Below are 13000 nucleotides of genomic sequence, written 5' to 3' on the forward strand. Positions count from 1 at the left end.
TCCTTTTAAGCCAACAAATAAGATTGATCTTCAACTTTTATTCTTGTCGCAATCAAATTTTGATCGGTATCATTGAGCACAGAAACAATATCTTCTTGCACCGCAGAACTCGATAGATAATTCCAGTGATTCCCAACCTGAAATTTAAAATTAGTTTTAAGATTATTTTTCACATTGGTACAATCAATTACCGAAATGATATCGGTGATATTTGAAAAGCTACTTGGTCCCATTTTCCCTAACCGTGGTGAAAGAATGTTTTTAGAAAATTGCGAAACTCCAAGAACTGCATCTTTTCGGTTGACATAAACGGTTACGCGATTGGCTAACTTTGGAAGTTTAATAAAAGATTCTTCTGACTCTTCGAACACTCTAAAACTTACATCAGCACTCAATAAAATAACTTGATCGATGACGCGCGAAATATTTTCGGTTTTTAAACTGTACAACATACTTTGTAGCAATCGATTTCCCATGCTGTGCGCCATAATGTGAATTCGCTGATTGCAGGGAAGTAAATCTTTGTCAGAAAAAATGTCTTTAAGAAATTGAGTGTAAAAATAAAAGAGTCGAAGCAACGAATTACCCGAATTAATGCTCGCCGCTTTATCATCAAAATAAGTGAGTGGGAAAATTGAACTGGAAGCGGGCCAACTGATGAACAAAATATGATTCACAGGCGATTTAGGATTATCGACATACAGTTTTTTCAACTCCAGAATTGCCTGTAATTCATCATCGAAATCGTAGGCATAACCGTGAATAAAGATCAGCACATCATTGCGCTCTTTAGTCGCCGACATTTCTTTGTACAGATCATAAAACATTCGCTGAGTTCCACCCAGGTTATTGGCTGTCAAATCAGATTGAATTAATTTCTTTTCTTTTTTTAAAACTTCTAAGACATCTTCGTAACCACTTTTCTCAGGTTCAGACAGCATTTTGTAATCCAAAATATTTCTTCCTTTATAATTCTTTTTCTTCAACTCTTCTTTCGTCGGTTCTTTCCAACCTTGAAAATTACATTTTGCAATTCTGAAATTGGGCACGGAAACCTCTTCATTTGAAAATGATTCTTTCCCATTTTCTACGATGATTTTACGGTTGCTTAAAATAAATACTGACATGGCTTTGTGTTTTTGATGGTTGTTTTTATCAATTAAAGTTACAGATATTTAATGAGTTACGTTAAAAAGCTATTTTTTAATTTAAAAGAAATCAGCCATACAACTTCGCTTTAATTTCAAACAATAATGATAATATTTTATTTTAATTTATTTAAAACACAAGCCGACACGTCATATTTAAAGAAAAGAAAACCGTTAAAAACCACTTTTTCTTTTCCTCACTTTTCGCTAAATTTGCCAAATGAACAATCCTATGGAAGAAGATAAAAAATCCCTCAATTTTATTGAGCAAATTATAGAAGAAGATATCGCCAATGGTTTTCCAAAAGAAAAATTGCGTTTCCGTTTTCCGCCAGAGCCAAATGGTTATTTGCACGTTGGTCATACCAAAGCGATCTGCATTAACTTCGGTTTGGGTGAAAAATATGGTGCGCCAGTAAACCTTCGTTTTGATGATACCAATCCTGAAAAAGAAGAACAGGAATTTGTAGATTCTATTAAAGCAGATATTGACTGGTTGGGTTTTAAATACGATCAGGAATTGTATGCGTCGGATTATTTCGACCAATTATATGACTGGGCTGTTCAAATGATCGAAGATGGTAAAGCTTATATCGATGAGCAGCCGTCAGAAAAAATCACAGAACAAAGAAAAACACCGTTCGAAGATGGAGTTGAATCACCATTTAGAAACCGTCCTACGGATGAAAGTTTAGAGCTTTTCGAAAAAATGAAAAACGGCGAATTCGAAGAAGGTACGATGTCTCTACGTGCAAAAATCGACATGACTTCTCCGAATATGAATATGCGTGATCCTGTTATGTACCGTATTTTAAAAAGACCACATCACCGAACGGGCGACAAATGGAAAATCTATCCGATGTACGATTGGGCACATGGTGAATCAGACTATATCGAGCAGATTTCTCACTCTCTCTGTTCCTTAGAATTCGAAAATCACCGTCCATTATACGATTGGTATTTGGATCAGGTTTATGCTAAAGAGACCGTTAGAAACAAACAACGTGAATTTGCACGAATGAATGTTTCGTACATGATCACGTCTAAAAGAAAATTACAAAGATTAGTTGCTGAAAATGCAGTTACGGGTTGGGATGATCCAAGAATGCCAACTATTTCCGGTATGCGTAGATTAGGATTTACACCGACTTCTATTAAAAAATTCATCGACAGAGTTGGTGTTGCGAAAAGAGAAAATCTCATCGATATTCAGTTGCTTGAATTTTTCGTTCGGGAAGATCTAAATAAAATTGCAACTCGCGTAATGGCAGTCGTAGATCCAGTGAAATTGGTGATCACCAATTATCCAGAAAATGAGGAGGAATTTTTAGAGACCGAAAACAATCCAGAGCAAGAAGACGCAGGAACAAGGACAGTTCCCTTCTCGAGAGAATTGTACATCGAAAGAGAAGACTTTAAAGAAGAAGGCAATAAGAAATTTTTCCGTTTAAAATTAGGTGGAGAAGTTCGTTTAAAATCAGCTTATATCATTAAAGCGGAAAGCGTAGATAAAGATGAAAATGGTGAAATTACAACCATTTACGCGACGTACGACGAGAAAAGTAAATCCGGAAGTGGCACAGAAGAAAGTTTACGAAAAGTAAAAGGAACGCTGCATTGGGTTTCGGCAAAACATGCAATTCCGGTAAATGTTAGAATTTACGATCGATTATTCACCACACCACAACCAGATGCAGAAAAGGAAAAGGATTTCATGCAGTTCATCAATCCCGAAAGTTTAAAAATCGTGCAGGGATTCGCAGAACCAAGTTTGAAAGAGGCTGAAATTGGTCATCCATATCAGTTCCAAAGAATTGGCTATTTCACCAAAGACCGTGATTCTTCTGACGAAAAACTGGTTTTCAACAGAACCGTAACGTTAAAAGACGGTTACAAACCAGAATAAATTTTTCAATATTATTTAAAACTTCGGAAATTCCGAAGTTTTTTTTTGACCAATTTTAGTTGAAGGAATTAGAATTGTGCTAAATGAATAATAGTTTTAAGGATCAATTAAAAGATGTTCTGTTAAGAAAAACCAAAAGCACCTTTAATTTTATATAAAATTCTCTCTTGAGACAGCCTCATCCTATTTTTATAATTATCTTCGCATCGAATTTATTGAAATGAAAAAAACACTTACTACAATATTCTTATTTGTTTTCTTAATATCATTCGCTCAGGAATCGATCAATTTTGAAAACGCCACTTTCAAAGAAATTTTAGCCAAAGCAAAACGCGAGAAAAAACTGGTTTTCATGGATGGATATGCTTCTTGGTGTGGACCGTGTAAATTGATGGAGAAAAATATTTTCCCACTTCCAGCCGTGAAGGAATATTTCAACGCTAATTTCATCAATGCCAGATTTGATATGGAAAAAGGAGAAGGTCGAGACATCGCGATGAAGTATCAGGTACGCTCCTATCCTTCTTACCTATTTCTCAATGGTGATGGTGAAGTAGTCATGAAAAACTATGGATATATGGGAGAGCAGGATTTTATAGCCATTGCAAAAGAAGCTAACAATCCACTTTTAGCAACTGGAAATCCAAAAGAGTTATTTGAAAAAGGAGAAAGCGATCCTGCGTTTTTATTAAATTTGATGCGTCAGAATGCACAAACCGATTATGAATTGGCGAAAAAGGTTTCAGAGCGCTATTTTAAAGGTAAAAAAGATCAGCAATTAACCAGAGACGATGTCGGAATGTTACTCTATTTTGTAAAATCTCCGAGTGATTCAAATTATCAGGTTTTTAAAGATAGAAAAGAAGATATCGTAAAAGAAATGTCGGAAGATATCTATAATCAGTTTGATGTAAATATTAAAATTTCAAAAGTGATGGAAAGTTCTTTAAATCAGAACACCGGAGTCATCGATGATGAATATTTCTACAAAAACGCAATTCCTTTAGTTGGAAAAACAGAAGCAGAAACTGCCCTTAACCGGATGAAGGTAATCTACTATCCGAATGTTGGTAATTATAAAGAATACGAGAAAGCAGCTTTGCTTTACTATAAAAATGCTAATGATTTCGATTCGGAAGAGTTATTAAAAGCAGCCTGGATCTTCAGTGAACATATTGATGATATGACCTCTTTAAAACAAGCGGAAGAATGGGCAGAAAAATCAGTGATGAAAACTGAAACTGCAGAGAACACTTTTATCCTCGCAAAAATTTATGATAAGACAGGGAAAAAAGCCAATGCGAAAATGTACGCAGAAATGTCTAAAAACTTAGCTGAACAACAAGGAAAAGATTCTTCTGCAGCAACGCAGCTTTTACAAAAACTTAAATAATTCAGCGGTTTTGAAAAAAACAATTCTAATTCTCTTCATTATACTTGGCTTTTTAGGTAATGCTCAAAATCAAGATTCCGCGATTTCTAAAAAAATCTATGTCAAGGCAAATGCCTTATTCCTACCTATTGGAATATTAAATGCAGGCGTCGAATATCAATTAAAAGATAAAGTTACATTACAGGCAGATGTACTTATTTCTCCCTGGAAATCCTTCGCTGGAAAGTATATACAAGTTTATATGATTGGTTTTGAAGGACGCTATTATTTCAAAGAAGCTTTCAAACATTGGTATGTTGGAGCCAATATTTCTGGAGCCCGTTTCATTATGCAAAAATATAATTATTGGAGTAGTGGCGACTCTCAATATAAACCAGATTCGCCCATTTACAATAAAGCCGATCTCTATCAAGACGGTTTCGCAATTTTTGCAGGTGCAACAGTTGGCTACCAGTTTGAGTTAAGCGATCGTTGGAATATGGATCTATATTTCGGTGGTGGTACTGCACAGAGTTTCTACAAAGGATATCATAAAGAATTGGGGATACGCTATGACGACGATGGTCGAACATGGAACAAAAGTGGCGAATGGGTTCCCTACCGCGGAGGCGTAATGATTAGCTACAAACTATAATTATGAATATAAAAAGCACCAGATTTGCAGTAATTGCCGCAATTACCTTTATCATCTTATTTCTCTTTAACTATATCGGTAACACACAACCAGATAAAATAGAAAGAGCATTAATGACTGCTGTGGCAGGCGTTGTCGGTTTGACAATTGGAATGTGGTTCGTCCATAAAAACTCAAAAGATGATACGCATCATGACTTTGATTAGATACATAAAATACAAAGATAGACTTCTAATGAGGTCTATTTTTATTTTTAAGAACCGCTTCTTTTTTTCTTTTCAGAATTAATATCTTTGCACCATGATAAAAATCGGTAATATTGAACTGCCCGAATTTCCATTATTGCTTGCACCGATGGAAGATGTGTCTGATCCGCCCTTTCGCAGATTGTGTAAAATGCATGGTGCAGACATGATGTACTCTGAGTTTATTTCCTCAGAAGGGTTGATTCGTGATGCGATGAAAAGCATGAAAAAACTCGATATTTTTGATTATGAAAGACCAGTTGGAATTCAAATTTTCGGTGGTGATGAAGAGGCAATGGCACTTTCTGCTAAAATCGTGGAAGCTGTAAATCCAGACATCGTCGATATTAATTTTGGTTGTCCCGTAAAAAAGGTAGTTTGTAAAGGAGCTGGAGCTGGTGTTTTAAAAGACATCGACCTAATGATTCGCTTAACTAAAGCTGTTGTGAATTCTACGCATCTTCCGGTTACGGTAAAAACCCGTTTGGGCTGGGATACAGAATCCATTAATATTATGGAAGTCGCAGAGAGGTTGCAAGAAGTTGGAGTAAAAGCTTTAACCATTCACGCCAGAACACGTGCACAAATGTACAAAGGTGAAGCAGACTGGAATTATATTCACGCCGTAAAAAATAATCCCAATATTGAAATTCCGATTTTTGGAAATGGTGATATTGATTCGGCTCAAAAAGCCTGGGAATATAAAAATAAATTCGACTGCGACGGCATTATGATCGGTCGTGGCGCTATCGGTTATCCCTGGATCTTTAATGAAGTAAAACACTTTTTCAAAACTGGAGAAATTTTACCTGAACCAACAATTACTCAACGATTAGAAGCAGTTCGACAACATGCAGAATGGAGCAAAGATTGGAAAGGCGAACGTTTAGGCTTGATTGAAATGCGTCAACATTACGGTAACTATTTCCGTGGCATTCCTCATTTTAAAGATTTTCGTCGGAAGTTTTTAGAGGTTTTTACTTTAGAAGAAATGGATGGTGTGATCGCAGAAGCAGATGCCTTTTACAAGGATTTCGAATTTGTCAGTTAACAAGAGTCAAGTTTAAAGTAAAAAGAGCCAAGTTAAATATTGCTCAACTTATTCTTAGATATTTCAAAAAATGAGAGGACTTTAATTAATACATAAGTTTCTTTTCATCCTAATTTCCTAGCCCTGATTGAACGGGTTTGTTTGAGCTCTTTTTTCAGATTTTGTTGTGGGATTGAAGCGATGGAAAATCTGTAAAAAAGCGAGCCGAGAGAGCAGGTTCCTGGCTCCTGAAAAGTTTTAAGAATTTCCGTAACTTTTGCCTTGTTTAGAGGACTAATCAATTAAATTTAACTGAATGCTGAAAGCAGAAAATGTAACTAAAACCTATAATGCAGGTAAAAAACTGGCATTAGAGGATTTCTCTATAGATGTTCCGGAAGCTAGTATCTATGGACTTTTGGGTCCGAATGGTGCTGGGAAAACAACTTTTATCAGAATCATTAACCAAATTACGCAAGCCGATTCTGGCAACGTCTTAATCAATAATCAAAAACTAAATCTCGACCATATCCGACAAATTGGTTATATGCCGGAAGAACGTGGGTTGTACAAAAACATGACGGTTGGTGATCAGCTTTTATATTTCGGCGAGCTGAAAGGAATGACCAAAAATGATGCGCTGACACAGGCAAAATATTGGTTTGAACAATTAGAAATCGATCAGTGGTGGAAGAAAAAACTGAGTGAACTTTCGAAAGGGATGGCGCAGAAAATTCAGTTTGTGGTGACGGTTTTACATCAACCAAAATTACTGATTCTTGATGAACCATTTTCGGGATTCGATCCTGTCAATGCGAATATGATTAAAGATCAGATCCTGAATTTAAAAAAGAACGGGACTACAATCATTTTATCAACGCACCGCATGGAAAGTGTAGAAGAAATGTGTGATTACGTGGCATTAATTAATCAGGCAAAAAAAGTACTGGATGGGAAAGTATTTGATGTGAGGGAACAATTCAAGAAAAATATTTTTAATGTGACTTTGGCAGATGTAAATGCTGAAAATTTTGACCACTTTAAAGGCCAATATGAGATTCACAATTATTCCACAGAAAACCAGTTGGTTTCTTTCGATCTGAAAAATGACAGTGATCAAAACATCTTATTGAATCAATTAATGCGCGTTGGAAAAATCCGTTCTTTTGATGAGAAGATTCCGAGTATGAATGAAGTATTCATCAATGCGGTTAGTGAAACTCAAAATGAAAAACCAAGGTTAGCTCTATAATTCTGAGTCAAAACTTTAATAAAAACATTCATGAAAAATATATTTCTAATCACTAAAAGAGAATATCTAACGCAGGTTAAGAAAAAATCTTTTGTTATTCTGACGCTTTTAGCACCGATTCTGATGATTGGTTTTGCAGCTTTAATTGCTTTTATGTTTAAGGCCAATGAAAGCTCCAGCACTTTTAATGTTGTTGATAAAAGTGGACTTTTCGTAGGAAATCTTAAAAATACCGATCAAATTAAATATGTCTTTGTGCCAGCAGTCAATGAGAAATCGTTAGTTGCAACGCTAAAAGAAATGAATGGGATTGAAGGTCTGTTAATTATTCCAGAACTAAAAGGCCAAAATTACGACGAGGTTCAAAAAGAATCGAAACTCCTGATCAATAAAAAAATTGGGTTTGATACGAAAATGAAAGTCTCTAATGATCTGTCAAAAATTATTAGAAAAGAGAAGATAAAAACACTGGGCATTTCGGAAGACCAGATGAGAAATCTGGATAAAAGTTTCGAGCTGAACACCCAAAATGTAGTCGATAATAAAAGCTCGGACAGCGATTTATCATTTGGGGTAAAGTCGATCTTAGCAATGATCATGATGTACGCTGTTTTCATGTTCATCATCATTTATGGCGTTCGGGTCATGCGAAGTGTTTTAGAAGAAAAGAATAATCGGGTGGTTGAAATTATCATCTCTTCGGTTAAACCTTTTGAATTAATGATGGGGAAAATCCTCGGTGTGACCTTTGTTGCTTTAACACAGTTCAGCATTTGGATCACCATGTCAGTTATTGGTGCCTTATTTCTGAACACTGGATTTTCAGCCTTAAAAGATCAAATTCCAGGTGGCGAAAAAACGACGGAAATGGTCGAGAAATTCGACTTGCAGCAAACCGCGGCCGAAGTTTCACATATTCTTTTGGATATGAATGTTCCTTTGATCATCGGCGTATTCGTGATTTTCTTTTTACTTGGATATATTTTCTACAGTTCTATGTACGCAGCAATAGGTTCTGCGGTTGATAACGAAACAGAAACGCAGCAATTCACTCTATTTGCTATTATTCCGCTAATGTTGGGAATGTATGGGAGTTTTACTATTATGAAGAATCCTGAAGGTCCGCTAGGATTTTGGCTGTCGATGGTTCCTTTTACTTCACCCGTTGCAATGATTGCTAGAATACCTTTTGGCGTTCCAATTTGGCAGATTGCGCTTTCCGTGTCACTACTTTTAATTTCAACATTATTAATGATTTATATCGCTGGAAAGGTGTATCGCGTTGGAATTTTAATGTACGGAAACAAAGCGACTGCGAAAGAACTTTGGAAATGGATCAGAAGTTAGATTTTAGATTGGATGAAAATACAGTATAAATAAGAAACGTCGCAGATTTTGCGACGTTTTTTATTTAGATCAATTACTTATTAAATCTTTTTAAATCAACTTCCTTCATTAAATCTTTTCCGTTTTCGATGTGCTCGTACAGTTCTTTTGAGAAGTAACAACCGTTAAGAATTCCACGTGCCCCCAAGCCATTAAAAATATAATAATTTTGATGCTCTGGAAGATTTCCCAGAATTGGACGTCGGTCTTTTACGGTAGGGCGAAAACCATAATTGACTTCTACGACTTCAAAATCATGAGGATAGAAAGCGGAAAGTCCTTCTTTCAGTTCTTCCGTTTTAAAGTCATCGATCTCATTTTCTCTTTCATTCGGATCATAAGTTCCACCGTAATAATGCAGATCACTGTTTAATGGAAAAAGGAAGTGCTTTTTCTTTAAAGTATATTGATGATTCATCTTTTCTGAAAGCTTAACTTTTAAATGATGGCCTTTATTGGCAATAACTTGGATGTCAGTAAAAAAAGGATTTTCTCTAACGCCCATTCCTTCGCAGAAAACAATGTTTTTAAAATTGAAATCTTTGTACTTGGAAAGTTGAATCATTTCATAATCGAACTTTTCTCTAACCAACATTTCGTGCCGCTCTAAATAATCTGATATTCCACTAAAGAACCCATTAACATCAACTCTGGCCGAATGGTTGACTTCACCAGTTCCATAAGGATTTATAATCGTTTCCAGCATTTCAAAATCTGGATTAAGAAACGGTTTTAATTCTTCGGTTCCTGTTTTCATCGACCATAGGTTCTTTTCCATTTCATCATGAAAAATACGGTGAATTTTTTCTTGAATTAAATAGTTCTGCCCGGTATAACTTTCAATTTCTGAAATGGTTTTGGTTAGAAAGTCGATCTGTTCAGCAGCCAGCCAAAAAGTAGTAAATTTTTTCAGTACTAAAGGATTTACAATTCCCGCTGAAACCTGAGAGGCCCCTTTTTTATCTGCGGAAAATAATACAAAAGACTTTTTATTGATGATCAATTGATGGGCAAAAAAGAAAGCAGCATAGCCGTCGCCCACAATAATATAATCTACATTTTTCATAGATAAATTTAATTGATGAAAGGAATTTTGATTTTGAAAATAAGTTCAAAAAAAACCTGAGTAAAGGTACTCAGGTTTTTTTTATATTGAAAAGAATTAATTAATAATTCCACATATCACTTTCCATTTGTAGGATCTGCGCTTTGATTCTTTCGCTTTCTTCTAATTGTTCGTCAGCATCATTTGGGATATAATCTTTAATAACACCGTTTCCTAAACCATTATCTGATTTATAAATGACGGTAGAGAAACGTCTCGCATTTAACAGATCATCAAAACTGATATCTGAAGAAAGATTTTTATTATTGAACACAATGGAGTTTGCTAAAACTTCTCTTGCATCTGGATAATAAACCCAGAACAGATCGATCAACTCATCTTTCCCAGCGATTGGTTGACCATCAGGTCCGAACTGACCCATTAAAGAAGGATCCTGCCCCATGGCTGCAATTCCTAACAATCTGTATTTCATCTGGCTATCTCTACGGTCGATATACCACATTCCTTTGATTTTTAAAACTTTAACGTTTTCAGTTTTAGTTTCATAAACATTCGTGAATTCTTTCATCTCCTCGTCTGAAAGTTTTCCAACCTCGTTGATTCTGTCGATACCAGCGTTACTCATTACCTCGTTTTTAATACGGGATTGAATTGCATCTGGCGTCAATCTGGTCAAGAACATTTCATCATCATAAACTTCCTTGATTCTACCGTCATTGATAGCATCAAACAAAAGTTGGTAAAGCGACTTGTTTTGAGAAACCAATCCATCTTCATTATGATAATATGGCTGATTGATTTTATCATTCATATCAATGATTTCCCAAACCACCATACTTTTCACGATGTCTTTATCTGCAACAAATCCGTATTCTAAAGGCGTGATCTTGTTGGAAACCATAGAATCACCTTGCTTAATTAAATTTAAATCTCTGTATTTTCTAAATGATTCAGGAGATTTAGCATTTAAAATTGACATTGAAGTGATCGGACTATCATCCACAACACCACCGATGTCTTCCACAGGCATTTCTACAACTGGCTCGACCTCAACAACTGGCTTTGCAGCAACAGTTGTTTTTGGTTTTGCTTTTCTTTTTGTTTTCTTCTTAGTTTGTGCTCCAACTGCACTAAAACTTAAAGCGAGAACTATTAATACGAATTTTTTCATTCTAAAATTTTTATACTAATGACCGATATATCATCAAATCAATAACGTAATTATTGTACGTTTATTACTACTGGTGGAATCTGTTTTAATGTTTGTCCACCTAGTCCTGTTGCCGTTGCATTAATGTTATAAACATAAGCAATGTCACCATTACGTAAGCTTTTTGTAAGATTACCAACTGAACTTAATGAATTTCCGTTGATCAACATTCCGGCTTTTCCTGGTACTCTAAACATAAAACTGTTGACTGTAAAACTTACCGGGAAATCGAAATCTGGCATTACCACAGAAACTTTTTGATTCACGATAGAACTTGCAGGCATCGACACTACGTAATTTCCTTGAATTTGTCCAACCGGTGGCGGCACACTTTTAATTCTGAAAGGGAATGCTTGTGAGATAGTTCCACCTTTAGGATCGCGTCCTGAAATGGTTAACGTCACGGTACTTCCTCCTCCTGGAGTTACATTCCATTTACCTCCACCTCCACTTACAGAAGCGCCTGGTGCCGATAATGAAATTCCTGACATATCTGCTCCTAAGATCGATCCTGAAATTGGATTCGGTAATCCTCGGTAAAGAACATTCATTTTGTCTGCAGTTACTAAAGCTCCTTTTTGGGCTTTCAATTCCTGTGCTCCGGATACAACTTTATAAGTATGGTTATATGGTAATTCTACTACTTTTCCATTCACATCTGTAAAAGATATTTTTCCGCTGAATGATTTATCACCTAGTGAACCTGTATCTAAATTACGAACACCTTGTCCATTAGTGATAGTCAAACCTGGCATCGCTAATCCTGGAACATTGCTGGAATAGTTACCAATGGCAACTTTACCTTGAGCTGCTTCTCCCTGAACTACTGAGGCAGGTGCGGAAACAATCGCTGAATAAGCATCAAATTTAATATCTGCATCTACTTTCTCCTGAAGCATCGTCATTAAAGCATCAGATTGAATATTTCTCGCTTCAGACTGAAGCACTTCTAAATTAGATAAAGCAGCAATTAAGGGCTGTCCATAAAATTTATATTGTAACCAATTTTTATTTTTAATGGTCTGACCTTTAGGAAATTCTGTGATCAACATCAAATTTGCTCGGTCTACAACACTCTTCATATCTGAAGACGCACCAAAATTTTGTTTGATATATGATTTAAGAGCTTCAATCTTTGCCTTTAAATCAACAGAACTTTTAGAAGGACTGTTTTCATCTGATCCCTTAAAAAATAAATTAGAAGATGGTTCAGTGTTATTTAGAGCTGCGAAATTATCTGCAACATCTACACCTTCAACGTAATCAGCTTCTTTTTTTAATTTTGATTTAATGCCTTCGATGTACGCCACTAAATCATTTGTTTTTTCTTTTAATCCCTTATAATCTGCCAATGGTTTCGTATAAGTATCTGGAGTATTAGCTGCTTTTGCCTCTAATGTTTTTTCGAAAATGTCATCGTTTTTCTTTTCTACCAAACCGCGCGTATCAGTCAGCGTTTGGTTGGTATCATTGTATGATCGAATGATTTCCTGGTCAATTTGCATTGCTAGCATTGCAATGAAGACCAAGTACATCAGGTTGATCATCTTCTGACGAGGGGTCTGTTTTCCTTGTGCCATTTTAGTAAATTTTGTTAATAGTTTAAATTTTAATTATAAATGGTAAGAAAACTATGACTTCATCGCGCTAAGCATACCGCCGTAAACTCTATTAAGACTATTTAGGTTAGAAGTTAATCCTGATAATTCTTCGTTAAATTTTTCTGAATG

At 35.6% G+C, this 13000-nt stretch carries 11 protein-coding genes and 1 pseudogene; 7 read left to right on the top strand and 5 right to left on the bottom strand.

Translation table 11 applies throughout. The features are described 5' to 3' along the window. Nucleotides 1-5: 5 nt before the first annotated feature. Complete coding sequence (locus tag ACEYOS_RS04425; protein WP_373708352.1) at nucleotides 6-1127, bottom strand: alpha/beta hydrolase; 1122 nt, start codon at nucleotides 1125-1127, stop codon at nucleotides 6-8. 253 nt (nucleotides 1128-1380) lie between these two features. Here ACEYOS_RS04425 and ACEYOS_RS04430 point away from each other — a divergent pair, with 253 nt between their 5' ends. From ACEYOS_RS04430 to ACEYOS_RS04460, 7 genes are all read left to right on the top strand, one after another. Next, on the top strand, nucleotides 1381-3054 hold the full coding sequence (locus tag ACEYOS_RS04430; RefSeq protein WP_373708377.1) for a glutamine--tRNA ligase/YqeY domain fusion protein: 1674 nt from the start codon (nucleotides 1381-1383) through the stop codon (nucleotides 3052-3054). A 220-nt stretch (nucleotides 3055-3274) separates the two neighbouring features. Continuing rightward, a complete protein-coding gene (locus ACEYOS_RS04435; RefSeq protein ID WP_373797518.1) occupies nucleotides 3275-4447 on the top strand; it encodes a thioredoxin family protein in 1173 nt (390 codons plus the stop codon). 10 nt (nucleotides 4448-4457) lie between these two features. Next, a complete protein-coding gene (locus tag ACEYOS_RS04440) occupies nucleotides 4458-5081 on the top strand; it encodes a DUF3575 domain-containing protein (protein ID WP_373708354.1) in 624 nt (207 codons plus the stop codon). Nucleotides 5082-5083: 2 nt separating this feature from the next. Next, complete coding sequence (locus ACEYOS_RS04445) at nucleotides 5084-5287, top strand: hypothetical protein (protein ID WP_373708355.1); 204 nt, start codon at nucleotides 5084-5086, stop codon at nucleotides 5285-5287. A 94-nt stretch (nucleotides 5288-5381) separates the two neighbouring features. Further along, nucleotides 5382-6377 carry a tRNA dihydrouridine synthase DusB gene (gene dusB / locus ACEYOS_RS04450; protein WP_373708356.1) on the top strand — a complete coding sequence of 332 codons (996 nt, stop codon included), beginning with the start codon at nucleotides 5382-5384 and terminating at the stop codon, nucleotides 6375-6377. Nucleotides 6378-6672: 295 nt separating this feature from the next. Then, entirely contained in the window at nucleotides 6673-7608 is a 936-nt protein-coding gene (locus tag ACEYOS_RS04455) for an ABC transporter ATP-binding protein (protein ID WP_373708357.1), read from the top strand. Between the two features lie 30 nt (nucleotides 7609-7638). Next, on the top strand, nucleotides 7639-8955 hold the full coding sequence (locus ACEYOS_RS04460; RefSeq protein ID WP_373708358.1) for an ABC transporter permease: 1317 nt from the start codon (nucleotides 7639-7641) through the stop codon (nucleotides 8953-8955). 73 nt (nucleotides 8956-9028) lie between these two features. On the opposite strand, the gene ACEYOS_RS04465 is transcribed toward ACEYOS_RS04460, so the two are convergent. From ACEYOS_RS04465 to ACEYOS_RS04480, 4 genes and pseudogenes are all read right to left on the bottom strand, one after another. Then, nucleotides 9029-10060 carry an NAD(P)/FAD-dependent oxidoreductase gene (locus tag ACEYOS_RS04465; protein WP_373708359.1) on the bottom strand — a complete coding sequence of 344 codons (1032 nt, stop codon included), beginning with the start codon at nucleotides 10058-10060 and terminating at the stop codon, nucleotides 9029-9031. A gap of 100 nt (nucleotides 10061-10160) precedes the next feature. Beyond that, entirely contained in the window at nucleotides 10161-11090 is a 930-nt protein-coding gene (gldN, locus tag ACEYOS_RS04470; RefSeq protein ID WP_373708378.1) for a gliding motility protein GldN, read from the bottom strand. 191 nt (nucleotides 11091-11281) lie between these two features. After that, a complete protein-coding gene (gldM, locus tag ACEYOS_RS04475) occupies nucleotides 11282-12850 on the bottom strand; it encodes a gliding motility protein GldM (protein WP_373708360.1) in 1569 nt (522 codons plus the stop codon). Nucleotides 12851-12901: 51 nt separating this feature from the next. Then, nucleotides 12902-13000, bottom strand: a pseudogene (locus tag ACEYOS_RS04480) (gliding motility protein GldL); the annotation flags it as partial.

The organism is Kaistella sp. (assembly GCF_041824135.1).
GTDB lineage: Bacteria > Bacteroidota > Bacteroidia > Flavobacteriales > Weeksellaceae > Kaistella.

Bases quoted from the DNA above. Each gene is read 5' to 3' on its own strand.
- dusB (WP_373708356.1), top strand. From the start codon at position 5,382: ATGATAAAAATCGGTAATATTGAACTGCCCGAATTTCCATTATTGCTT.
- ACEYOS_RS04465 (WP_373708359.1), bottom strand. From the start codon at position 10,060: ATGAAAAATGTAGATTATATTATTGTGGGCGACGGCTATGCTGCTTTC.
- ACEYOS_RS04460 (WP_373708358.1), top strand. From the start codon at position 7,639: ATGAAAAATATATTTCTAATCACTAAAAGAGAATATCTAACGCAGGTT.
- ACEYOS_RS04445 (WP_373708355.1), top strand. From the start codon at position 5,084: ATGAATATAAAAAGCACCAGATTTGCAGTAATTGCCGCAATTACCTTT.
- gldM (WP_373708360.1), bottom strand. From the start codon at position 12,850: ATGGCACAAGGAAAACAGACCCCTCGTCAGAAGATGATCAACCTGATG.
- ACEYOS_RS04425 (WP_373708352.1), bottom strand. From the start codon at position 1,127: ATGTCAGTATTTATTTTAAGCAACCGTAAAATCATCGTAGAAAATGGG.
- gldN (WP_373708378.1), bottom strand. From the start codon at position 11,090: ATGCCTGTGGAAGACATCGGTGGTGTTGTGGATGATAGTCCGATCACT.
- ACEYOS_RS04435 (WP_373797518.1), top strand. From the start codon at position 3,275: ATGAAAAAAACACTTACTACAATATTCTTATTTGTTTTCTTAATATCA.
- ACEYOS_RS04430 (WP_373708377.1), top strand. From the start codon at position 1,381: ATGGAAGAAGATAAAAAATCCCTCAATTTTATTGAGCAAATTATAGAA.
- ACEYOS_RS04455 (WP_373708357.1), top strand. From the start codon at position 6,673: ATGCTGAAAGCAGAAAATGTAACTAAAACCTATAATGCAGGTAAAAAA.